Source organism: Pseudaeromonas sp. HNCC25DJ180, assembly GCF_055413345.1.
In genome coordinates this window covers 41,572-62,764 of sequence record NZ_JBVAYF010000003.1, presented here as the reverse complement: position 1 = coordinate 62,764, position 21,193 = coordinate 41,572, and the positions used below count along the sequence as shown (strand labels likewise).

Here is a 21,193-nt window from a genome sequence, read left to right as displayed (position 1 = left end):
TTACCTCTCAGGTTGACGTAACTCGGGGGGAATATGCAGCATCGGCAGCGGTGAGGGTTTACGCCCACGCCCGGTCCGATAAGCCTGCAGCTGCAACACGTGGCTCAGGACATAGGCCACCGCCGTATAGAGACCGGCGGGCACCTCCTGATCGATACGCGTCGAGTAGTAGATGGCCCGGGTCAGCTCCGGCATAGGCAGCACCATCTTCTGATGTTGGCCGGCCACTTCCCGGATCCGCAGAGCCATGCTGTCCAGCCCCTTGGCGATGACATAGGGGGCATTGGCCCGCTTGGGATCATACTTGATGGCCACCGCATAGTGGGTCGGGTTCACCAGTATCACATCGGCGTGGGGCACCCGCTTCTCGATCCGCGCCCGGGCAAACATCATCTGGACCTGACGGATGCGGCGCTTGATCTCGGGGCTCCCCTCGCTGTTCTTGTGCTCCTCCCTCACCTCCTGCTTGGTCATCCGCAGCTTCTTGAGCAGGGCCCAGCGCTGGTAGGGGGCATCCAGCAGTGCCGGCAGCATCAGCACACACCCCATTACCACAAATGCCAGGGAGAGCATGTGCAGCCCCTGCGCCCAGGCCACCCGATCCGGCAAGCGATTCATGCTCATCAGGGTGGACCAGTTATGTTGCAGCAACAATGCCAGGGTGGTGCCAATCAAGGTCACCTTCAGCAACGACTTAACCAACTCCATCACACTCTGGCTGGAGAACATGCGTTTGAGACCGCTGAACGGGTTGAGCTTGTCAAACTTGGGAAACAGGTTTTTCCATACCAGCAACAAGCCCCCCGGCACCAGGGAGAGGCAGATGAGCAGCAGGGCGATCACGGCAAACAGCGGCAACAACACCCAGAACATCTGCCAGAGGGCATCCCCCAGATAACGCAGCATCATGGTCGGATCCCGCTCGCCCCGCCAGTCGTACCGCAGGGGGGCGCTCATCACAGAGGCGAAGAGCTCGCCGAACTTGGGCACCATCCAGGAGAGGGCCAAGCCGCCAAACAGCAGCAACCCCGCCGAACTCAACTCCTTGGAGCGCGCAATCTGCCCCTCTTCCCGGGCCTTACGGAGTTTCTGATCCGATGGCTGCTCTGTCTTGTCCTGGCTGCTCTCGCCACTCATGCTGGAGTCACTCCGCGCAGTGTGGTCAATACATACTCCACCAGCTGCAAATAGCGGTTGGAGACGCCACTCACCGAGAGCAGCAGGGCCAGGAGCCCCAACAGCAGGCTCATGGGAAAGCCCAACGAGAAGATGTTGAGCGAGGGGGCCGAGCGATTCATCACCCCGAAGGTCAGGTTGACCAGCAGCATGGCCACCACAGCCGGCAGCGTCAGGGTCAGCGCCGCCCCTATGCTCCAGCCAAACAGGGTGACTATGCTATCCAGATCCAGGACATAGATGCTGCTGCCGATGGGCCAGCGGCGAAAGCTCTCCACCAGCAACTCCAGGGTCACCAGATGACCATTGAGCGCCAGAAACAACAGGGTACAGAAGACCAGCATCAACTGACTGACGATGGGGGCGCTGTCGCCATGAATGGGATCATTCATCACCGCCATGCCCAACCCCATCTGCATGGAGAGGATCTGGCCCGCCATGCTCAGCACCATAAACAGACACTGGAGACAGAGGCCGAACAGGACGCCAAACAGCACCTGTTCCAACCCCAACACCAGGGCCCCGACCGAGAAGGGATCCACCGCGGGCATCTTCGGCATCAAGGGCGCCACCAGCAGGCTCAAACAAAAGGCAAATAACATGCGGATAGGCGTGGAGACACGGCTATCGCCGAAGAAGGGCAGCATCCACAGGGCAGCACTCAGGCGCACAAAGGGCCACCACCACAGGCCGAACCAGGCGGTCAGATCGGCAAAGCTCAGGCTGAGGAGGCCATTCACCCTATCATCCCCGGTACGCTGGCAAAGATCTGGTGAAACAGGCCCGAGACCTGAGCCAGCAACCAGTGGCCGGTAAACAGCAGGGTCAGCAGAGTGACCAGCAGCTTGGGCAAAAAGCTCAGGGTCTGCTCCTGGATCTGGGTCGCCGCCTGGAAGATGCTGACCACCAGTCCCAGCACCAAACCCGGCACCACCAGCACGGCGACCATCAGCACCACAGACTTGACGGCTTCCCCCATCAGGGTGACGGTCTGCTCCGGCGTCATGAGTTAGCCTCCATTGAAACTGGCGGCCAGGGTGCCCACCGTCATGGCCCAGCCATCCACCAGCACGAAGATCATCAGCTTGAAGGGCAAGGAGATGATAAGCGGCGAGAGCATCATCATGCCCATGGCCATCAAGACGCTGGCGACCACCAGATCGATGACCAGGAAGGGCACAAACAGCATGAAACCTATCTGGAAGGCGGTATTGAGTTCACTGAGCACGAAGGCGGGTAACAGTATGGTGAAGGGCACATCGACGGGCGCCAGCGATACGGACTCACCGCCAATGCGCAGCATCTGCTCCAGATCGGCCTCCCGGGTTTGCGCCAGCATGAATTTGCGCAGTGGCACCTCGGCCTTGACCACGGCCTGCTCCAGGGTGATCTGCTCGGCATCAAAAGGCTTAAAGGCATGCTCATAGATGTCGGTCCACACTGGCCGCATTATGATCAGGGTGAGGATGAGCGCCAACCCCAGCAGCACCCGGTTGGGTGGACTCTGCTGCAAGCCCAGCGCCTGCCTGAGAATGGCCAGTACAATTATGATGCGGGTAAAGCTGGTCATCATCAGCAGCAGGGTCGGCAATAGACCCAAAAGCGTCATAAACAGCAGGATCTGCAACTTGATGTTGTAATCCTGCGCCCCGCCCTCGCCAGGCAGCACGGAGAAGAGGGTCATGTCAGCCGCCTGAGCCAGGGCTGAGCCCCCCAACCAGAGCAGCAGTAGGCCAATCAGGCGCCACATGGGATCAGCGATCCAGTTGCTGCAGAGCCTGGTCGTCGACGATTTCGACCAGCCGCAGACCATACTTGCCATTGACCACCACCACCTCACCCCGAGCCAGCAGGCGACCATTGACCCGCACATCCAGCGGCTCGCCAACCTGCTTATCCAGTTCGATGACACTCCCCTCACCTACCTGCATCAGATCGCCCAGCGGCAGCTCGGTACTGGCCACTTCCAGAGTCACATTCACCGGAATATTGCGGAAGAAACGGAGATCCCGCTCCTTGCTGTCGGACTTGGTCGCGTTCAGCTGAACATGCTCTTCCTCAAACAGCGAGCCCAGATCATCCAGCCCCATCAGTTCATTGCCACTATGTTCGTTCATCATCTTCTCACCACTATGCTTGGTTGATGGCATCGATCTGGTAGACCAGGCCACGATTATGTTCGGCCATCCGGCCAGAAAAACAGGGTTGTGTACCGATCAGCGCAGGCAACTGCTCATTCAGCTCCAGGGGCAGAATATCCCCCTCGGCCAACCCCTGGAGATCACCCAGACGCAGGGAAAACTCACTCAATATGATGCGCATACGCACTGGCACGTGCGGCAAGGCGTGGTTTAAGCGGGCACTCAGGGTCTCGCCAGGATTCGGCAGCGCCAGCCGTTCATTCTGGCTCACCGGCCAGCAGAGATGCCATTGGGTATCGTGCTCACCCAGTAGCAGGGTCACCTCGCTGCTGACCCAGAGGCCATCACGGGGAAGCGCCTCGGCAGCCACCAGATTAAGGCTCCATTCGGTGCTAGCCTCACCGGACAGTTCGGAGAGAATATCCAGCTGATGTTGAGTCAGCCGCAACAGCAGGCGCTGCTCAGTCTCGCTCAGGGGACGCACAGGCGCCATGCCATCGCGCTCATAGAGGGCGCCACCAAAGAAGAGGATGGCCAGGCGGTAGAGTTCGCGGGGGGCCACCGCCAACAACGCCTGGGTGCCGTGATTGGATTCGGCGCAGACCCAGAGACGCTCATCGCTCTCCGGCATCGACGGCAACCCGGCGACGAAGGCACCATACTCTAACTGGCAACTGTAACCATTGAACAGGTGTGAGAAACAGCCCGTCACCGCCTGGGATAACCCCCGGCGCAAGCCATTGAGTTCCCGCAGGCTATCGGCTGCCAAGCGGCCCTGCCCCAACAGGTCATGGGTGGGCAGGCTGGCAGCCTCGACGGCACCGAGCACCTTGCCACTGCGTTTATTGCTCTCCGACAACATAGTTCCCTCTAGTGCAGATGATCCGTAACCGTGAGTAAAGCGACAGTTGAAGCCCGTTTCTGCAATCCGGCCCCAGAAAAAATCGCCGCGCAGCCAGACGCTCACAAGCCAGACAGAGACGCAGGCGAAGACGCAAGCTCAACCCAAAGTTGGCCACATGAGCGGAGAGAGAAAAGAGGCAAAATACACCCAGGCATCACACGGCTGGCGCATGGTGGGGCTGAGTATAAGCAAGGGCAGGCAACCAGGAGCTGGCTATCGAGATGTCACCCTTGGCAACCCCGCTATCATGGGCTTTGGTGAGCCGGGAGACCGGAGGCTTTGCGTCCTGACCTTTCGGCACAGTTTGCCATGTCACTGGCGAGTCAAAGAGAGTCGGCCTATCCCGCGCGGGAACCAAGCAGTCGTCGCCAATCGCCGCATCCTAATATGGTTAAGAATCGTAAAGCAAGATGAACTCCCTGATTTTGATGCTTTCTCCATAACAGATGGCTATCTCGGTGGTCACCGGGCCATGACCCAGGCTCAGGCTAGAGCGGGGAAGATAGACGCACTCATGCAGTGCCCCTGCCCTGACCCCGATTTTACGGTACACTGCTAACCAGCGATGAGATGAGGATGAAGCGGAAAATGGACCAGAAGCAAAACGACGAAACCACCCACTTTGGCTACCAGACGGTAGCCGCGGCGCAAAAAGAGGAGCTGGTGGCCAGCGTGTTTCACTCGGTGGCGGCCAAGTATGACCTGATGAACGATCTGATGTCGTTTGGCGTTCATCGGCTGTGGAAGCGTTTCGCCGTAGATTGCTCCGGCATCCGCCCTGGGCAGAAGGTGCTGGATCTGGCCGGCGGCACGGGCGATCTCACCGCCAAGTTCTCTCGCCTGGTGGGTGACACAGGCGAGGTGGTGCTGGCCGATATCAACGACTCCATGCTCAAGGTGGGCCGCGATAAGTTGCGCAACCAGGGGCTGGTCAGCAACATCCGCTATGTGCAGGCCAACGCCGAAGCCCTGCCCTTCCCGGATAACCACTTCGATCTCATCACCATAGGCTTTGGCCTGCGCAACGTCACCCACAAGGAGAAGGCGCTGGCCTCCATGTACCGGGTGCTGAAACCGGGTGGTCGCCTGCTGGTGCTGGAGTTCTCCAAACCCACCAACGAGGTGATGGCCAAGCTCTATGACCTCTACTCGTTCCACATACTGCCGAAGATGGGCCAGCTCATCGCCAAGGATAGCGACAGTTATCAATACCTGGCCGAGTCTATTCGTATGCACCCGGATCAGGAGACCCTGAAGGGGATGATGGAGTCCGTGGGCTTCGAAGAGGTCAACTACTTCAACCTGACGCAGGGTGTGGTCGCCCTGCACCGTGGTTACAAATTCTAAGCGGCCGGGAGAGAAGATGCTGTTACCCCTAGCCAATCTGCTGAGCGCCACACTGGAAACCGCCCTCAACCGCCTGCTGGCCCTGGATAGTGCCAGTGGTGAACGGGTGCGCCCCCTGCTGGGCAAGGTGTTGCGCCTGGATATTCGCGAACTGCGTCCCCTCTGGTTTCTCTTCTCCCCCCAACGGGTGGATCTGCTGACCCAGTTCGAGGGTCAGGCCGATGCCGGGGTCAGCCTCAACTTGGCCGCCCTGCCCCGCCTGCGCGACAAGAACCAGCTCAGCAGCCTGATCCGCGAGGGCAAGGTGGATTTGCAGGGGGATCCGGCGCTCTTCAACTGCTTCGCCATCCTGCTGGGCGAGCTGGATATCGACTGGGAGGGGCAGCTGGCCCGCTACCTGGGGGATGTGCCGGCCCATCTGCTCTGTCGCCAGGCCAAGCAACTGCATCAGGGCCTTCGTCACCAGTGGCAGATTAACCGCCAGGATCTGGCGGAATACCTGACCGAAGAGGCGCGGCTGGCGCCGGGCCCCCTGGAAGTGGCCTGCTTCTGCGACGATGTCTCCGCCCTCAAGCGCCGTTTCGATGCGACCGCCCTGCGACTGGAGCGGCTGGCCGCCCGGGTGGGACTATGAGACTCAGGGAGCTGCGTCGTCTCTATCGCATTGGCGCCGTGCTACTGCGTCACGGCCTGGATGAGCTGCTGCCTCTGGCTTGGCGCCCCTGGCCGGTACGGGCCGCCCGCGCCTCCCTCTTCTGGTTGCGCAACCGCCACCAGAGCGACAGCCGAGGCAAGCGCCTGCGCCTGGCCTGCGAGACCCTGGGCCCTGTCTTCATCAAGTTTGGCCAGATGCTCTCCACCCGCCGGGATCTGCTGCCGCCGGATCTGGCCGACGAACTGGCCCTGCTACAAGACAGAGTTCCCCCCTTCCCCGGCACCCAGGCCCGCGAGCTGATAGAGCAGAGTCTGAAACAACCGATAGAGGCCCTGTTCGATGACTTCGACGAGACCCCGCTGGCCTCGGCCTCTGTGGCTCAGGTGCACACGGCTCGGCTCAAAGCGAGCGGCGCCGAAGTGGTGCTCAAGGTCATACGTCCGGATATCCGCCCCGTCATAGAGGCCGATCTGCGCCTGCTGGAGGCCCTGGCTCGACTGCTGGCCTGGCTGCTGCCCCGCAATCGTCTGCGTCCGGTGGAGGTGGTGACCGACTACCGCAAGACGCTGCTCGATGAGCTGAACCTGATGAGCGAGGCCGCCAATGCCATTCAGCTCAAACGCAACTTCGATGGCTCCAACCTGCTCTATGTGCCCCTCATCCATACCGACCTGTGCCGGGAAAATGTGCTGGTGATGGAGCGCATCTATGGCATTCCGGTCTCGGATCGGGAGGCTCTGGAGGCCAATGGCACCGACCTCAAGCTACTGGCCGAGCGCGGGGTGGAGGTCTTCTTCACCCAGGTGTTCCGCGACAGCTTCTTCCACGCCGACATGCACCCGGGTAACGTCTTCGTCTCCTATGACCATCCGCACGATCCGCTCTGGATCGGCATAGACTGCGGCATAGTCGGCACCCTGAACCGGGCCGACCAACGCTATCTGGCGGAGAATTTCCTCGCCTTCTTCAACCGGGACTACCGCAAGGTGGCCGAGCTTCATGTGCAATCCGGCTGGGTGCCGCCCGATACCAAGGTCGAGGAGTTTGAGGCGGCCCTGCGTACCGTGCTAGAGCCCATCTTCGCCAAACCTCTCATCGAGATCTCCTTCGGCCAGGTGCTGCTCAACCTATTCAACACGGCCCGCCGCTTCAACATGCAGGTGCAGCCGCAACTGGTGCTGTTGCAGAAGACCCTGCTCTATGTGGAGGGATTGGGCCGCCAGCTCTACCCGCAACTGGATCTGTGGCAGACGGCCAAACCCTATCTGGAGCGCTGGATGCGCCAACAGCTGGGCCCCCAAGCCGCCTGGCGCTCCCTGCAGGAAAACGCCCCCTTCTGGCTGGAGAAGCTGCCGCAACTACCGGATCTGCTCTACGATGCCCTGCAACAGGCCCAACATCAGCAACACCAGTTTGAGCAGTTGGCCCGCCGCTTTCAGCAGCAGAATCATCGCCAGGGGGAAGCACGTTTCCTGCTCGGCATAGGCGCGGCCCTGCTGTTGGGTGGCGCTTTATTACTGGATGGCGCCCACCCCTCGGTCGGTTGCGCCGCCATCACCATGGCGCTCTTGTGCTGGCTGCGCGGCTGGTTCAAGATGCGAGCACATTAATCCCTGCCTCACTGGCAAGGAAACGTCACAGAGGTGAATCATGCACTTTAGTATTACCGAGCTGCTGCTCATCGCCTTCATAGTGTTGGTGCTGTTTGGCACCAAGCGTCTGCGTAACATGGGCGGCGATTTGGGCAATGCCCTGCGCGACTTCAAGAAGGCGCTGCACGAGGATCCGCAAGCCAAGCCAACGGCGGATCCCGCCGCCACAGCGGCCACAACGGCCAAAGCCGACGAGCCGGAAAAGCTGGCCGATGCCCAATTCCATGAGGGGCCAGCCCCCCAGCAGCCGCCCCGCGACAGCCAGGATAAATAATCCATGTTCGATGTGGGTATAGGCGAGCTGCTGCTCTGTGCCGTGGTGGCGCTGATCGTGCTGGGGCCAGAGCGGATGCCAGTGGCGGTGCGCAGTGTGGCCAAGTGGATAGGTACCATTCGTGCCACGCTGCATGCGGTGAAAAACGAGTTCGAACATGAGCTGGAGTTAGACAAGCTCAAACAGGAACTGCAACAAACCAGCGACCAGGCTCAGGAACTGACCCGCAGCACCCTGCTGGACCCCACCCCCAAGGCGCCGCCCGCCGCTCATTCCGCCGACAGCGCAGCTGAGAGCGTAGCCGAGAACAGCATCCCCCCCAGGGCGGAGTCGCAGTTGGAGCTCTCGCTCGATATCCAGCAAGCCGTTATCCAGCAAGCCATAGACGAGCTGAAAAAAGCCAGCCCGGTGCAACCGCCGCTGCCGGAACGCGCTCCCCCCTCTTCGCCCCTGGATAAATCATGAGTCAGCCCCTGATCGCCCATCTGCTGGAGTTGCGCCGCCGCCTACTGCGGGCCCTGGCCGCCGTAGCCCTGCTGTTTATCGGCCTGCTCTACTTTGCCAACGACATCTACCACCTGCTGGCCCTGCCCCTGTTGCAGAGCCTGCCACAGGGAGCGCAGATGATAGCCACAGATGTGGCCACCCCCTTCGTCATCCCCATGAAACTGACCCTCTACGTGTCGCTGTTTCTGGCCATCCCCTATGTGCTTTACCAGATCTGGGCCTTCGTCGCTCCCGGCCTCTACCAGCATGAACGGCGCCTGGTGCTGCCGCTGGTGGTGGCCAGCGCCAGCCTCTACTATGCCGGCATGGCCTTCGCCTACTTTGTGGTCTTCCCCATGGTCTTCAGCTTCTTCGCCAACACGGCGCCGGAAGGGGTGACCATGACCACAGACATAGCCAGCTACCTAGGCTTCATCATGGGCATGTTCTTCTCCTTTGGTCTGGCCTTCGAGGTACCGGTGGCGGTCTGCCTGCTCTGCTGGAGCGGCGCCACTACCCCCGAGCTGTTGGCCAAGAAACGCCCCTACTTCATAGTCGGTGCCTTCGTGGTCGCCATGTTCCTCACCCCGCCCGACGTGCTCTCTCAGACCCTGCTGGCAATCCCCATCTGCCTGCTGTTCGAGCTGGGGCTGCTGATGGGGCGCGCCTATCGCAAGAGCCCGTCGACCGACGAGAGACCCCATGATTGATATCGGCCTGAACCTGGGTAACAGCCAGTTTGACCACGACCGTACCGAGGCAGTGGCCCGCGCCCAGGAGGCGGGGGTAGAGGCGCTGATCCTCACGGGAACCGATCTGGCCGAGAGCCAGGCTGCCGCCACGCTCGCCGCCCACTGGCCCGGTTACGCCTTCAGCACGGCGGGCGTCCACCCCCATGATGCCCGCCACTGGGATGAGCGCAGTGCCGACACCCTGCGCCAGCTGGCTCGGCTACCCCAGGTGGTGGCCATAGGCGAGTGTGGTCTGGACTTCAATCGTGACTTCTCGCCGCGCCCGGCGCAGGAGGCGGCGTTTACGGCCCAACTGGCCCTGGCCGCTGAGCTACAAAGACCGGTGTTTATGCATTGCCGGGATGCGCATGAGCGTTTCATCGCCCTGCTCACCCCTTGGCTGCCGCAACTGCCCGGCGCCGTGCTGCACTGCTTCACCGGCAACCGAGCCGAACTGGAGCAGTGCCTGGCGCTGGGGCTGCATATCGGCATCACGGGTTGGGTCTGCGATGAGCGCCGGGGCGAGGAGCTGCGCAGCCTGGTGCCCCTGATTCCGCCCGGCCGCCTGATGATAGAGACAGATGCCCCCTATCTCATCCCTCGGGATCTGAGCCCCAAGCCCAAGTCCCGACGCAACGAGCCGGCCTTCCTGCCCCATATCGCCGCGACCGTGGCCGAGCTGCGCCAGGAGAGCCTGGTCAGCCTGTTGGCCCATACCCGCGCCACCACGCGCGCCTTCTTTCGCCTTGATGAGCGCGGCGCATGAGCCCAATGGGTGCTATTCCGGCCTCGCGCTCGTCCGTCCCTTTTCCGTTCCCTATGCCGAGGTAATGCATGACTCAGTTTGTCTCCGCCGCCTTCCCCGCCCGTCGTCCCCGTCGTCTGCGCAAGCAGGAGTTCAGCCGCCGTCTGGTGCGGGAGAATGTAGTCACGGTGAATGACCTCATCTATCCGGTATTCGTACTGGAGGGAGAAAACCGCCGCGAGGCCATCGCCAGCATGCCGGGCATAGAGCGCCTCTCCCTCGATCTGCTGCTGCAGGAGGCGGCCGAGCTGGTAGCACTGGGCATCCCGGCCATCGCCCTCTTCCCCGTCATAGGCCAGGAGCACAAGAGCCTGGACGCGGCCGCGGCCTGGGAGAGTGACGGCCTGGTGCAGCGCACGGTACGTGCCCTCAAGGCCGCCCAGCCTGAACTGGGCGTCATCACGGATGTGGCGCTGGACCCTTACACCAGCCATGGCCAGGACGGCATCATAGATGAGAGCGGTTATGTGCTAAATGAGGTGACCACCCGCGCCCTGGTGAAGCAGGCCCTCTCCCATGCGCTGGCAGGAGCCGATGTGGTGGCCCCCTCCGATATGATGGATGGCCGCATCGGCGCCATCCGCGAGGCGCTGGAGAGCCATGGCTTCAGCCATACCCAGATCATGGCCTACTCGGCCAAGTATGCCTCCCACTACTACGGCCCCTTCCGCGATGCCGTCGGCTCGGCCGCCAATCTGGGCAAGAGCAGCAAGGAGAGCTACCAGATGGATCCAGCCAACGGCGATGAGGCCCTGATCGAGGTGGGGATGGATATCGCCGAAGGGGCGGACATGGTGATGGTCAAACCCGGCATGCCCTATCTGGATGTGGTCTACCGGGTGAAACAGCAATATGGGGTGCCCACCTTCGCCTATCAGGTGAGCGGCGAGTACGCCATGCACATGGCGGCCATTCAGCATGGCTGGCTCAAGGAGCGCGAGTGCATCATGGAGTCACTGCTCTGTTTCAAGCGCGCCGGCGCCGACGGCATACTCACCTACTTCGCCAAACGCGTGGCCCAGTGGCTGGCCGAAAGCCGCTAATCTGAGTGGGCGCCATTAGGCGCCCTAGCTATCCCAACTACCGGCTACTGCTCCACAAGCTTAAAGTAACCTTAAGCGGGCCGAAATTTATGTTACCGGCAAAGGTAGCCCTGCCGGGAAACCGCGTATATATTGACCGGCTCGCGACTCCCCCCGCAATTTGGGTTCCCTATGAAAAAACGATTTTCAATTGGCTCAGTGTCTCTCTCTTTGCTGTATGCCCTCTTCTTTGTGCTGACCAGCAACCAGCAATTCTGGTCCAAGACCCTGGCCTTCTTCCCCCTCAGCCAACCCGGCAGTCTGGCCTTTATCGCCTCCATCTTCAGCGTGGTGCTGAGCCTGCTGCTGCTGCTCATCACCCTCGTCGCCTGGCCGGGCGTGCTGCGCCCCCTACTCACCCTGGTGTTGCTCGGCAATGCCTCGGCCGCCTACTTCATGAATAGCTATGGCATCTCCATCGACCGCTACATGTTGCAGAACGTCTTCGAGACCAACCCTGCCGAAGCCCTGGAGCTGCTGAACTTCAAGCTGTGCGCCTATCTGCTGGGACTGGGTCTACTGCCCAGCCTGCTGCTGTGGCGCACGACGATCCGCTACGGCCGCTGGACCAGCCTGTTGCTGCACAAGCTGGGCATCATAGCCCTGACCCTGGTGGTGATCGGCGGCAATGCCTGGTTCTTCTATCAGGATTACGCCTCCTTCTTCCGCAATCAGGGCGAGGTACGCCGCTTCTTCACGCCAGCCAACTTCCTCTATGCCAGTGGCGACTATCTGCACCAAATCTGGTTCAAAAAGCCCAAGGTGCTGGAACGAGTCGGGCTGGATGCCAAGCAGGCGGCTAGCTGGCAACAGCACAGCAAACCCACCCTCCTGGTCCTAGTAGTGGGGGAAACCGCCCGCGCCGCCAACTTCGGCCTGGATGGCTATGGCCGCCAGACCACGCCGCAACTGGCCAAACTGGATGTGATCAACTTCCCCCAGGCTAGCTCCTGTGGCACAGCCACCGCCACCTCTGTGCCCTGCATGTTTTCCCCCATGAGTCGCGAGCAGTACAAGAGCAGTCAGCATCAGGAGAGTGTGCTGGATGTGGTGCAGCGCGCCGGGCTCTCCGTGCGCTGGAAGGACAACAACTCCGGCTGCAAGGGCACCTGTGATCGGGTTAACTACGAAGACCTGAGTCAGGCCAAGGATGCCAAGTGGTGTCAGGGGGGCGAATGTTTCGATGAAGTTCTGCTGCAGGGGCTGGAGCAACAGCTAGCCCAGCAGAAGGGTAACCTGCTGTTGGTGCTGCACCAGAAGGGGAGCCATGGCCCCGCCTACTATCAGCGCTACCCCAAGCAGTTTGAACAATACACCCCCGTCTGTAACACCAACAAGTTGCAGGAGTGCAGCCGCGAGGCCATCACCAACGCCTATGACAACACCATTCTCTACACCGACCACCTGCTGGCACGGGTGATTGAGCTGCTCAAACAGCAGCAAGGTCACTACAACACGGCCATGTGGTATATGTCTGACCATGGTGAGTCGCTGGGTGAAAATAACCTCTACCTGCACGGCGCCCCCTACGACTTCTCCCCCGATACCCAGCGCCACATCCCCATGGTGCAGTGGATCTCCCAGGGCTTTGCCGAGCAGAGCGGCCTGGATCTGGCCTGCCTGCGCCAAGTCGCCACCCGCCCGGTCAGCCACGACAACCTGTTCCACTCTGTGCTCGGCATCCTGGATATCCAGACCCAGGCCTACCAGCCCAGACTGGATCTGTTCCAACCCTGCCGCAAGGTGAACTAAGCGGGTTGGCTCAACACACAAAGGCGCCATCAGGCGCCTTTGTGCTCTTGTGGTTCTCTCTGACCACTTAAAACTGGTAGCGGTAGGTGAGGGCCACGGCCGTGGCTTCGGAGCGGTAGTTGCCCACATTCAACAGATAGAGCCGCTTGTTGAGCTTCTTATCCACGGTTCCCAGCAGGTTGTAGCCGTTGAGGCTGAACTTACCCATGCTCTTGGTCTGGTAGCTCAGGCCCAGATCCAGGAAGGCGGCTGTGCCTACGGAATCTGTGTAGCCTGGGTCCGTCAGGTTGGTGGTGGAGGAGTTGGGATTGGTGAGCCGGGCATCGTTGGTCTGATCTATGATGTCTTGGGCGCCCTGGTAGTGCCAGAACACCCGCACATCACCGGTCAACTCCCAGGCCGGAGCAAAGCGCCAACCCCCATTGAGTTTGGTGATCTGGTTACTCCAGTTGTTGAGGTCGTTGCCATACCCCAGATGGGAGGCCGTGACGCGAGTCGAGCCACCCGGAGCCAGATCGAAGTCATCCAGCTTACTGTAGCCATGAGAGAAACCCAGGTTGATATCATCGCGCTGATAGCCCAGCTCCAGCTCCAACCCGCCATACTTGAACTCCCCCACGGGTTGCGCGTGCAATGTGACATTGTTGAAGTCGAGCACCTCCACCTTGCTGTAGAAGCCGGTGAGGATGAGGTTGGTCTCTGGGGTGAATTGACGGCTATAGGCCAGCTCACCACTGCTCAACTGCTCGGTTTCCCCCTCACTGCCCACCTGGTGCATGGCCCGCAACTCCTCGGCATTGTTCTTGCGCACCGAGCGACTCAGCACCCCCTTCACCGTATCCTTGTCACTCACAGTCGCCACCAGGGCCAGACGTGGTGACCACATCCAGTCGGTGTATTGATCCTTGTCGGCCCGCAGACCGATGAAGTTGGTGAGCCAGGAGTTGATCTGCCACTGGTGCTCACCAAATAGCCCCAGCGCCGTGGTGTCCCACACCTCCATGCGCCCTGTCGTCGCCGAGTAGGCATAGTCATACTCGGAAGTGGGCAAGCCCCAGCGCGAGTAGATCACTTCGCTGCCCAGAGCCGAGGCATGATGCTCATTGTGGTTCCAGTTGAAGGTACCGCGCAGCAGATACTCCTCCTCCCTGTGGTTCTCGGCTATCTTGCCTGCATCGAATGAATCTGGCATCTCCCGCAGGTAGGTCGTGGTGTCATAGCCTCCCTTGAGCTCAAACCACATGGCGGAGTTGATCACCATCTGCTGGGAGAGATCCAGCGCCAACTGCTGGTAGCCAACGCCATTGACGGCATAGGCATCCTGAGGCTTGCCGGTCACCGTCTTGGTGTAGATGGTCTTGTGCTCCCAGGTCAGCTTCTCGCCGCCCTGGGTATAGCGCAGCCAGGCGTTGAAATTCTGCTTCTGGTAATGGGCGTGCAGCTTGGCCTTGGGGTGGTTGTGAAACGACTCATGGTTGTCCGGCGTGTTATACCCCACGGCTTGGCCACTCTGGATATGTTGCCCCCAGGAGGTGGTACCACTCAAACCATAGACCAGAGGCGAGCTACCATCGCTGGCCCCCGGATAATCACTGAGCCCCGCATAAAGCCAGAGGCCATGGTCGGCGCCATCCCCCAAGGGTACCGCCTTGCTCATCTCCAGAGAGCGAAAATCCTCCCCTTCCCCCCACTTCAGCGTCATGCCATCCGGGCCATGGTCGGCGTAGCTGTCGGTCTGGATATTGACCACCATGGAGACAGCCCCAGGCCCGTAGACCACAGAGCCCGGCCCACGCACCACGTCAATCTTGCGGATGTCGCCGAGCATGGGCATGTCCCGCTCACTCAAGGCACCGAAATGGGTTTTCTCGTTCACCACCCGGCCATTGACCACTAACAGATATTTGTCATCCCGGTGGCTGATGAGGCCGCGCACCCCCATATGGGAAGCTTCCCAGTGGTGGGGCAGGTAGTGAAAGTTGGGAACATAGATTTCCAGCAGGTCAAAGAGGGAGCGAGCGCCGGAACGTTCTATCATGGCTCTATCTATGGTGGTGATGGAGGCTGGCATGCGCCGGGTGGCAGTGGGTGTGAGGGTAGCGGAGCCGTCAACCTGCACCTGCATCAACTGATTCAAATCCAGCTGTAGCAGATCCTCTTGCTGTGTCTTTTGACTCCAAGCTGTTCCCGGTAGACAGAGACACAGCCCAAGCCAACTGTAGTTCGGCCATTTCCTATTCATGCCCGACTCCTTGGGTATTCGACTACTTACTATTGTTATAGTTAATAAATTGTAAACATTGTGTAACGAACAAGATTGTTTTGGAAATGAGCGGTGAGAATGAGCGGGACATCCACTTCCAGGAAGACAGCAATGAGCAGGAAGCAATGAGCAGGACATCCACTTCCAGTTTCACCTAAACCTCCGGCACCAGAATAATCGCCTTCTGCATGACGACCATGCTCGATGACAACACTTACTTGCTTATTTTTCCCAATAAAAATAAAGAGTCGCCTGGCATAGCCCAAGCACCGTCAAGAGAGCATGGACTCCCGATCAATCGCATTGGTTAACATAAGTAGATGTACTTATTACAGTAAGGTCGACCTTAGCAAACCGCCCCTGACATTCTGGCGACTGGTGAGTCTGGCGTGAGCGGCGGCGCCGGTGACCAGCCCTATGACAGTGCCGCGTGAGAGCTGCTTTTTCGCCAACTCAGACAGGAAGCTACGGCTATCAATACCCAGACGGGACAAGATTGGCGGAACCGCGGCAGCAATCACTCCCCGCTTGTCATAACGCTGTGCTCTTCCCGTCCAATCGAGTAGCTGCAGGTAATCCTTGAGGGTATAGGGCAAACTCTCAGGCTGGGGTGTGAAGGTTGCAAAGGGAAGTAACCAGGGGTGGTTGACCTCTGGCTCTGATGCAGGTGAGTTTGATTCCACCAACCGTTGATGAATGGATACATCCACCGACTCTTCCGGCCTGGATACCAGACTGGCGCGTAATGGGTTCAGGTCGACATAAACCATACTGGCCAGTAGCCCCTCCTTATCCAGTATGGCTTGCGATTTAAAGCGCCCCTCCCAGAAGCGACCTTTACAACCATCTTCAATGTTGGCCTGACGTGCTATGTATTCGTTCAGGCAACGCATATACCAGGAAACATCGGCCAGACGTTTGCGCCACAGGGCAACCAGTTTCTCTACCACCTCGTTTTCAGCCTCTACCGTTTTGCCTTGCTGCCAGAGTTCTACAATTTCAGGCACACAAAACAGTCGGCCCCAGCGGGAGATAACCTCATCATGAGTCAGAGATAATGCCTTGTTTTGGTTGATGTGAATGACCAGATGGTAGTGATTTGACATCACAGCATAGGCGCCCAGCTCGATGGTGAAAACCTCTGCCAAAAAGGCGAGCCGCGCCAACACCCAGCCTTTGCGATGACTGTAATCCTTGCCGGTCAACTCATCCTCCCCGCACAGGAAGGCTCGACGAACACAACGGCCAATGCAGTGGTAATAAGGCGTGGAGGATGTGCAAATCAGCTGACTGCGAGGTAGGGTCATCATCCACTCCAACAGAACTATCCTGTTCAAAGTGTAGGTGCTGTTTTTATATACAGCAAATTAAGGTGAATGTCCTCTCCACTTCTATGACAGCCGCAGCGTCCTGCCCCCTGTGAGCGAGGAGATGGGTCTCCTGCCCCCTGCTCCCGCTCTCCTGTCCTACCCCGTTGAGGTGGATGTCCTCCCGATCTCTCCCGATCTCCCCACTCTCGGATCCACGGCGTGTCGGCGTCAAGTTGCCCCAACACCATTCCGCCACCAGCCGTACCTCAGCGCTCCAGCCAACGCTTGAAGATAAGTGAGGTGTTGATGCCGCCGAAGGCGAAGTTGTTGGACATCAGATACGCCACCTGCAGCTCACGCCCGCCCCCCACTATGTGATCCAGCTTGCCGCAGGCGGGATCCGGCATCTCCAGATTGAGAGTCGGTGCAAACCACCCCGAATTCATCATCTCCAAAGAGAGCCAGGCCTCTATGGCCCCGCAAGCACCCAGCGTATGACCGAAGAAGCTCTTGAGCGAAGAGATGGGTGTCCTGTCGCCAAATAGGGCGTGGGTGGCCTGGCTTTCGGCCAGATCTCCCCGTTCGGTGGCTGTCCCGTGGGCGCTGATGTAACCAATCTGCTCTGGCCGCAAGCCAGCCTGCGCCAGCGCCAGCTGCATGCAGATCTGCATGGTCTCCTTCTGCGGCTGGGTTACATGGGCGGCATCGCAGTTGCTGGCAAAGCCCACCAGCTCGGCCAAGATAGTGGCGCCTCGGGCCTGGGCGTGCTCCAGCGACTCTAGCACCAGGCTGCCCGCTCCCTCACCAATCACCAGGCCATCCCGCTGGCTATCGAAGGGACGCGGCGTCCGCTCCGGATGATCGTTCATCTGGCTGGTGGCAAACAGGGTATCGAACACCGCCGCCTCGGAAGGACAGAGCTCCTCGGCACCACCGGCCACCATGACCTCCTGATAGCCGTGACGAATGGCCTCGGCCGCATAGCCTATGGCCTGGCTGCCCGAGGTGCAGGCGCTGGAGGTGGGGATCACCCGCCCCCGCAGACCAAAGAAGAGGCCCACATTCACCGCCGCCGTGTGGGCCATCAGCTGCACATAGGTGGTGGCATTGATAAATTCGGTGCTCTTTTGGGTCAGCATGTTGCCAAAGGCCGCCATGGGTGGCGTGCTGCCGATCGAGGAGCCATAGGCTATGCCGGTACGACCATCGGTGAGCAGGCTCTGCCCCAATAGCCCGGCCTGAGCCAGGGCGCGCTCCGTAGCGACTGTGGCCAGCAGGGAAACCCGCCCCATGCTGCGGGTCTGCTTGCGGTTGTAGTGTGCAGGCAGGGTGAAATCGGTGATCGGCGCCGCCAGGCGGGTGTTGAGCCCGGCATACTCGTCCCACTCGGGCATCTGGATGACGGCGCTGCGGCCCGATTGCAACCTGGCGAGAATGGGTGTCCACTCCAGACCAAAGGCGGTCACCCCGGCCATGCCGGTGACCACCACGCGTCTGACTTGCTGCATCGGGTTCATGATGGCTGATCCTCGCTGCGATGCACCATTACGCCATGCCCCCATTGATGGAGATGACCTGGCGGGTCACATAGGCGGCAATATCCGACATCAGGTAGCTGACCAGACCGGCCACCTCCTCCGCCTGCCCCAGCCGCTGCAGGGGTATCATCTTCAGCGCTTCGCCGGCCAACTCATCGGGCACCATGCCGGTGTCGATAAGGCCGGGGGCCACGCAGTTGACGGTGATCTTGCGCTTGGCCAACTCCAGCGCCAGCGCCTTGCTGGCACCGATAATCCCGGCCTTGGCAGCGCTGTAGTTCACCTGGCCCCGGTTACCCATCAGCCCCGAGACCGAAGAGAGGGTGACAATCCGCCCCCCTTTTCGCGCCGACACCATGGGCATGACGCAGGGGTGCAAGACGTTGTAGAAGCTATCCAGATTGGTGTGGATCACCCCGTCCCACTCCGCTTCACTCAGGGCGGGGAAGGCACCATCCCGCACTATGCCGGCATTGTTCACCACCCCATAGTAGGGGCCATGTAATGCCATATCCGCTTCCAGTGCCTGACGACACCCTGGCCGATCGGCGATATCGAACTGGATGAGGCGCCCCGCACCACCGGCGGCGACCAGCTCGGCCAGCGTGGCCTCGGCCCCCACCCGATCAGAGTGGTAATGCACCAGCAGGGTGAAGCCATCGGCGGCCAGACGCAGGGCAATGGCGCGACCTATCCCCTTGCTGGCCCCGGTTACTAATACGGTCCGTTTCATCTCGAGCTCCCAAGCAGGGTCGTCAGTTGTTGTTCTGTGGGCTCCAGTGTGCTGAGCCGAGCCTCGGCCACCCGCTCCCCAGCACAATAGATCAGGCAATTAAAACTGGAGAGGCCCCCATCCTGCAACAGTTGGCTCACCTCTATGGTCAACAGCGCCCCCGCCGGAAGTCGGGGCTGCAGTGCATCATACTTGCGCGCCCCCAGCAATAAGCCAATCTGGGGCGGCTCCCCCCGTAACCACCCCTGATAGCCGCTCCAGGCGGCCACACTCTGGGCCATCAGCTCTATGCCGATCCAGCCCGGCAGACTGCCATCGGGCTCCAGAAACAGCGCCAGCCGCTCCCCGACCTTGACCTCGCAACAGGCCGAGGTGTCACTGACCCGCACTAGCCGCTCCAGCAGCAACATGGGGGCGGAGTGGGGCAACAGCAGGGCGATATCAGGAAAGGTCGCAAGCTCAGGATGGGTCATGGTGTGCTCCAGAGAGAGTCATTACGCCCAAACAGCAGGCTGACATTATTGCCACCAAAGGCAAAGGAGTTGGAGAGGATACGCGGCTCGGCCAGCGCCTGGGGGGCCAGCAGCAGATTGATGGGCGCCAGGCTCGGGTCTCGCCCCTCGGCGCGCACTCTTTGGCTGGGCAGTGACACGTCGCTGGTGAGCAACAACCAGGCCAGGGCGGCCTCTGTGGCCCCTGCCGCCCCCAGGGTATGGCCGGTGAGTGGCTTGGTAGAGCTGCAGGGCACGCCAGCGCCAAAGAGGCGATAGACGGCCTTGGCCTCCATCTCGTCGTTGAGCTTGGTGCCTGTGCCATGCAGGTTGATGTAACCCACCTGGTGGGGCGCTATGTCGGCCTGCTGCAGGGCCATAGCCATGGCTGCCTCGGCCCCCACCCCCTCGGGGTGAGGCGCCGAGATATGATAGGCATCGGAAGACTCCCCCGCTCCCAGCAAGGCCACCGGACCCGGCTCCCGGGTCAGCAGACAGAGCGCCGCCCCCTCGCCGATATTGATACCGTCCCGACCCAGACCGAAGGGGGCACAGATGCCAGAGGAGAGCGACTCCAGAGAGGCAAAGCCGTTGAGCGTCAGGCCACACAGGCTGTCTGCCCCCCCCACCAGCACCAGATCCGCCAGGTCGGCAGCCAGCAGCCGCTGGGCACTGATAAAGGCCCGGGCGCTGGAGGAGCAGGCGGTGGAGAGGGTATAGGCGGGGCCAGTGACCCCCAGATACTCGGCCAGAAACTCGGAAGGATCCCCCAGCTCCTGCTGGGCGTAGTGGTAGGAGTCGGGTAGTTCCCCCTGCCGGGTCGCTGCTGTCAGCGCCTGGGTCCCCTCCTCTATCCCCGAGGTGCTGGTGCCTAGCACTATGGCGATGCGCTCGGGGGCCACCCCCTGCCGCCACTGCGCAAACACCTCGCGGATCTGCATGAAAGCCGCCAGCAACAGGCGATTGTTGCGGCTGGCGTGGCGGGCGAACTCGGCCGGCAGCAGAGGCAGTTCACCCGACACCGCGCCCACCGCCACGCTACGGGCAGGCTGCAGCCAGTCATCACGCCAGGTGAGAGGCTGACTCTGTGCATCATTCAGGGTCGCCGCCACCTGGGCCAGGTCCCGCCCCATGGCGTTGATAAGGCCAACGGCCTGCAGATAACAGGGCATCATAGTCCCGCCTCCTGAACATGGGTCCGATCCCGGCCCACGCCCTGCAAATAACAGCAGCGGATCATGGTGTCACCTCCTGACCACCAGAGGGGGCAGCCTCAGGCAGGGTTTGGATAGAGAGCCGATAGCCGAAGGCGTGTTGCCACAGCATGACGGGCTCTCGCTCTGCGCCAGCAGTCGACATACTCCCCTCACGATACTGGATCTCGCTCACCAACAGCCCCTGCCCATCCCGCAACTGACGCAACATGGGTGTGTCGATGAGCTGCCAGCCGGCGGGCAATTTGGCCTGCCAAACGGCTTGCGGCCAGTAGCTCAACATCACATCGGCCAGCACCTGAGCCGGCGGCGGCAGAGCGCCCAGGGCCGCCAGCGGTGGCAGCTGTTCGCTGCGAATGCCTTGGGCATCATAGTCGATGCGAAAGAGGCGCACCCCCAGCAAAGAGAAGCCCACCAGGCTCACCTTCTGGCCATCGGCCTCCAGGGCCACCAGCAGGCTCTGGCGCTTGGTCGGCTCACCGTCGGCGGTAGGCATCTGCACCGTCAGTAGTTGCTGCAGGCGTAGCGGCGTGGCCCGGTTGGGCGCAGGCAGATTCACCACCACCTCCCGGGTCAGCGCCGCCTTGGGCTCGGGCGCCGAGGCACAGCCACAGAGGCAGAGCAAGAAAAAGAACAAAG

General features: G+C 60.8%; 22 protein-coding genes and 1 riboswitch. Of the genes, 9 read left to right on the top strand and 13 right to left on the bottom strand.

Annotated elements, in window-relative coordinates; all coding sequences use genetic code 11:
• Genes flhB through ACZYTD_RS03385 form a run of 6 tightly spaced genes read right to left on the bottom strand, consistent with a single transcriptional unit; the run spans position 1 to position 4,179 of the window.
• The gene (gene flhB / locus ACZYTD_RS03410; protein ID WP_463889203.1) at positions 1-1,137 is read right to left on the bottom strand and encodes a flagellar biosynthesis protein FlhB; all 1,137 of its coding nucleotides are present in this window, start codon (positions 1,135-1,137) and stop codon (positions 1-3) included.
• Positions 1,134-1,916, bottom strand: a complete 783-nt coding sequence (fliR, locus tag ACZYTD_RS03405; protein WP_463889200.1) for a flagellar biosynthetic protein FliR — start codon at positions 1,914-1,916, stop codon at positions 1,134-1,136. Before fliR ends, flhB begins: the two co-directional genes overlap by 4 nt.
• Positions 1,913-2,182, bottom strand: coding sequence for a flagellar biosynthesis protein FliQ (gene fliQ, locus ACZYTD_RS03400; RefSeq protein WP_463889198.1), 270 nt, complete (start codon positions 2,180-2,182; stop codon positions 1,913-1,915). Before fliQ ends, fliR begins: the two co-directional genes overlap by 4 nt.
• Positions 2,183-2,185: 3 nt before the next feature.
• Positions 2,186-2,926, bottom strand: coding sequence for a flagellar type III secretion system pore protein FliP (fliP, locus tag ACZYTD_RS03395; RefSeq protein ID WP_463889195.1), 741 nt, complete (start codon positions 2,924-2,926; stop codon positions 2,186-2,188).
• 4 nt (positions 2,927-2,930) lie between these two features.
• A complete protein-coding gene (gene fliN / locus ACZYTD_RS03390; protein WP_463889676.1) occupies positions 2,931-3,293 on the bottom strand; it encodes a flagellar motor switch protein FliN in 363 nt (120 codons plus the stop codon).
• A gap of 13 nt (positions 3,294-3,306) precedes the next feature.
• Positions 3,307-4,179 (bottom strand): FliM/FliN family flagellar motor switch protein, encoded by an 873-nt coding sequence (locus tag ACZYTD_RS03385; protein ID WP_463889193.1) that lies wholly within the window; start codon positions 4,177-4,179, stop codon positions 3,307-3,309.
• A gap of 271 nt (positions 4,180-4,450) precedes the next feature.
• Positions 4,451-4,540, bottom strand: a riboswitch (cyclic di-GMP riboswitch).
• 269 nt (positions 4,541-4,809) lie between these two features.
• Here ACZYTD_RS03385 and ubiE point away from each other — a divergent pair.
• From ubiE to ACZYTD_RS03340, 9 genes are all read left to right on the top strand, one after another.
• A complete protein-coding gene (gene ubiE / locus ACZYTD_RS03380; protein ID WP_463889192.1) occupies positions 4,810-5,568 on the top strand; it encodes a bifunctional demethylmenaquinone methyltransferase/2-methoxy-6-polyprenyl-1,4-benzoquinol methylase UbiE in 759 nt (252 codons plus the stop codon).
• A 16-nt stretch (positions 5,569-5,584) separates the two neighbouring features.
• Positions 5,585-6,202, top strand: a complete 618-nt coding sequence (locus tag ACZYTD_RS03375; protein WP_463889190.1) for a ubiquinone biosynthesis accessory factor UbiJ — start codon at positions 5,585-5,587, stop codon at positions 6,200-6,202.
• A complete protein-coding gene (gene ubiB / locus ACZYTD_RS03370) occupies positions 6,199-7,833 on the top strand; it encodes a ubiquinone biosynthesis regulatory protein kinase UbiB (protein ID WP_463889188.1) in 1,635 nt (544 codons plus the stop codon). The genes ACZYTD_RS03375 and ubiB overlap by 4 nt, the downstream gene beginning before the upstream one ends.
• A 40-nt stretch (positions 7,834-7,873) precedes the next feature.
• Complete coding sequence (gene tatA, locus ACZYTD_RS03365; protein WP_463889186.1) at positions 7,874-8,149, top strand: twin-arginine translocase TatA/TatE family subunit; 276 nt, start codon at positions 7,874-7,876, stop codon at positions 8,147-8,149.
• 3 nt (positions 8,150-8,152) lie between these two features.
• Entirely contained in the window at positions 8,153-8,614 is a 462-nt protein-coding gene (tatB, locus tag ACZYTD_RS03360) for a Sec-independent protein translocase protein TatB (protein ID WP_463889185.1), read from the top strand.
• Positions 8,611-9,345, top strand: a complete 735-nt coding sequence (tatC, locus tag ACZYTD_RS03355) for a twin-arginine translocase subunit TatC (RefSeq protein ID WP_463889183.1) — start codon at positions 8,611-8,613, stop codon at positions 9,343-9,345. Before tatB ends, tatC begins: the two co-directional genes overlap by 4 nt.
• Positions 9,338-10,132, top strand: coding sequence for a 3'-5' ssDNA/RNA exonuclease TatD (tatD, locus tag ACZYTD_RS03350; RefSeq protein WP_463889180.1), 795 nt, complete (start codon positions 9,338-9,340; stop codon positions 10,130-10,132). The genes tatC and tatD overlap by 8 nt, the downstream gene beginning before the upstream one ends.
• Before the next feature lie 68 nt (positions 10,133-10,200).
• Positions 10,201-11,214, top strand: coding sequence for a porphobilinogen synthase (gene hemB, locus ACZYTD_RS03345; RefSeq protein ID WP_463889178.1), 1,014 nt, complete (start codon positions 10,201-10,203; stop codon positions 11,212-11,214).
• 171 nt (positions 11,215-11,385) lie between these two features.
• Positions 11,386-13,005, top strand: a complete 1,620-nt coding sequence (locus ACZYTD_RS03340) for a phosphoethanolamine transferase (protein ID WP_463889176.1) — start codon at positions 11,386-11,388, stop codon at positions 13,003-13,005.
• A gap of 67 nt (positions 13,006-13,072) precedes the next feature.
• Here ACZYTD_RS03340 and ACZYTD_RS03335 read toward each other — a convergent pair whose 3' ends face one another.
• The 7 genes from ACZYTD_RS03335 to ACZYTD_RS03305 form a co-directional block, all read right to left on the bottom strand.
• Positions 13,073-15,247, bottom strand: coding sequence for a TonB-dependent receptor plug domain-containing protein (locus ACZYTD_RS03335; RefSeq protein WP_463889174.1), 2,175 nt, complete (start codon positions 15,245-15,247; stop codon positions 13,073-13,075).
• A 350-nt stretch (positions 15,248-15,597) separates the two neighbouring features.
• Complete coding sequence (locus ACZYTD_RS03330) at positions 15,598-16,578, bottom strand: transposase (protein WP_463889172.1); 981 nt, start codon at positions 16,576-16,578, stop codon at positions 15,598-15,600.
• A gap of 266 nt (positions 16,579-16,844) precedes the next feature.
• Positions 16,845-18,086 carry a beta-ketoacyl-ACP synthase gene (locus tag ACZYTD_RS03325; protein ID WP_463889673.1) on the bottom strand — a complete coding sequence of 414 codons (1,242 nt, stop codon included), beginning with the start codon at positions 18,084-18,086 and terminating at the stop codon, positions 16,845-16,847.
• Between the two features lie 37 nt (positions 18,087-18,123).
• On the bottom strand, positions 18,124-18,849 hold the full coding sequence (locus tag ACZYTD_RS03320; protein ID WP_463889171.1) for a 3-ketoacyl-ACP reductase FabG2: 726 nt from the start codon (positions 18,847-18,849) through the stop codon (positions 18,124-18,126).
• On the bottom strand, positions 18,846-19,322 hold the full coding sequence (locus tag ACZYTD_RS03315; RefSeq protein WP_463889169.1) for a hotdog family protein: 477 nt from the start codon (positions 19,320-19,322) through the stop codon (positions 18,846-18,848). The genes ACZYTD_RS03320 and ACZYTD_RS03315 overlap by 4 nt, the downstream gene beginning before the upstream one ends.
• On the bottom strand, positions 19,319-20,515 hold the full coding sequence (locus ACZYTD_RS03310; RefSeq protein ID WP_463889166.1) for a beta-ketoacyl-[acyl-carrier-protein] synthase family protein: 1,197 nt from the start codon (positions 20,513-20,515) through the stop codon (positions 19,319-19,321). Before ACZYTD_RS03310 ends, ACZYTD_RS03315 begins: the two co-directional genes overlap by 4 nt.
• 61 nt (positions 20,516-20,576) lie before the next feature.
• Positions 20,577-21,191: a DUF3261 domain-containing protein gene (locus ACZYTD_RS03305; RefSeq protein ID WP_463889165.1), complete on the bottom strand. Its 615-nt coding sequence runs from the start codon at positions 21,189-21,191 to the stop codon at positions 20,577-20,579.
• Positions 21,192-21,193: the final 2 nt, after the last annotated feature.

Excerpts from the sequence above, each read along its gene's own strand:
- ubiE (WP_463889192.1), top strand. The coding sequence starts at position 4,810 with ATGGACCAGAAGCAAAACGACGAAACCACCCACTTTGGCTACCAGACG.
- ACZYTD_RS03315 (WP_463889169.1), bottom strand. The coding sequence starts at position 19,322 with ATGACCCATCCTGAGCTTGCGACCTTTCCTGATATCGCCCTGCTGTTG.
- ACZYTD_RS03335 (WP_463889174.1), bottom strand. The coding sequence starts at position 15,247 with ATGAATAGGAAATGGCCGAACTACAGTTGGCTTGGGCTGTGTCTCTGT.
- ACZYTD_RS03330 (WP_463889172.1), bottom strand. The coding sequence starts at position 16,578 with ATGATGACCCTACCTCGCAGTCAGCTGATTTGCACATCCTCCACGCCT.
- ubiB (WP_463889188.1), top strand. The coding sequence starts at position 6,199 with ATGAGACTCAGGGAGCTGCGTCGTCTCTATCGCATTGGCGCCGTGCTA.
- ACZYTD_RS03385 (WP_463889193.1), bottom strand. The coding sequence starts at position 4,179 with ATGTTGTCGGAGAGCAATAAACGCAGTGGCAAGGTGCTCGGTGCCGTC.
- hemB (WP_463889178.1), top strand. The coding sequence starts at position 10,201 with ATGACTCAGTTTGTCTCCGCCGCCTTCCCCGCCCGTCGTCCCCGTCGT.
- ACZYTD_RS03320 (WP_463889171.1), bottom strand. The coding sequence starts at position 18,849 with ATGAAACGGACCGTATTAGTAACCGGGGCCAGCAAGGGGATAGGTCGC.
- fliP (WP_463889195.1), bottom strand. The coding sequence starts at position 2,926 with ATGTGGCGCCTGATTGGCCTACTGCTGCTCTGGTTGGGGGGCTCAGCC.
- tatB (WP_463889185.1), top strand. The coding sequence starts at position 8,153 with ATGTTCGATGTGGGTATAGGCGAGCTGCTGCTCTGTGCCGTGGTGGCG.
- tatD (WP_463889180.1), top strand. The coding sequence starts at position 9,338 with ATGATTGATATCGGCCTGAACCTGGGTAACAGCCAGTTTGACCACGAC.
- fliN (WP_463889676.1), bottom strand. The coding sequence starts at position 3,293 with ATGAACGAACATAGTGGCAATGAACTGATGGGGCTGGATGATCTGGGC.
- fliQ (WP_463889198.1), bottom strand. The coding sequence starts at position 2,182 with ATGACGCCGGAGCAGACCGTCACCCTGATGGGGGAAGCCGTCAAGTCT.
- tatA (WP_463889186.1), top strand. The coding sequence starts at position 7,874 with ATGCACTTTAGTATTACCGAGCTGCTGCTCATCGCCTTCATAGTGTTG.
- ACZYTD_RS03325 (WP_463889673.1), bottom strand. The coding sequence starts at position 18,086 with ATGCAGCAAGTCAGACGCGTGGTGGTCACCGGCATGGCCGGGGTGACC.
- ACZYTD_RS03310 (WP_463889166.1), bottom strand. The coding sequence starts at position 20,515 with ATGATGCCCTGTTATCTGCAGGCCGTTGGCCTTATCAACGCCATGGGG.
- ACZYTD_RS03340 (WP_463889176.1), top strand. The coding sequence starts at position 11,386 with ATGAAAAAACGATTTTCAATTGGCTCAGTGTCTCTCTCTTTGCTGTAT.
- ACZYTD_RS03375 (WP_463889190.1), top strand. The coding sequence starts at position 5,585 with ATGCTGTTACCCCTAGCCAATCTGCTGAGCGCCACACTGGAAACCGCC.
- flhB (WP_463889203.1), bottom strand. The coding sequence starts at position 1,137 with ATGAGTGGCGAGAGCAGCCAGGACAAGACAGAGCAGCCATCGGATCAG.
- tatC (WP_463889183.1), top strand. The coding sequence starts at position 8,611 with ATGAGTCAGCCCCTGATCGCCCATCTGCTGGAGTTGCGCCGCCGCCTA.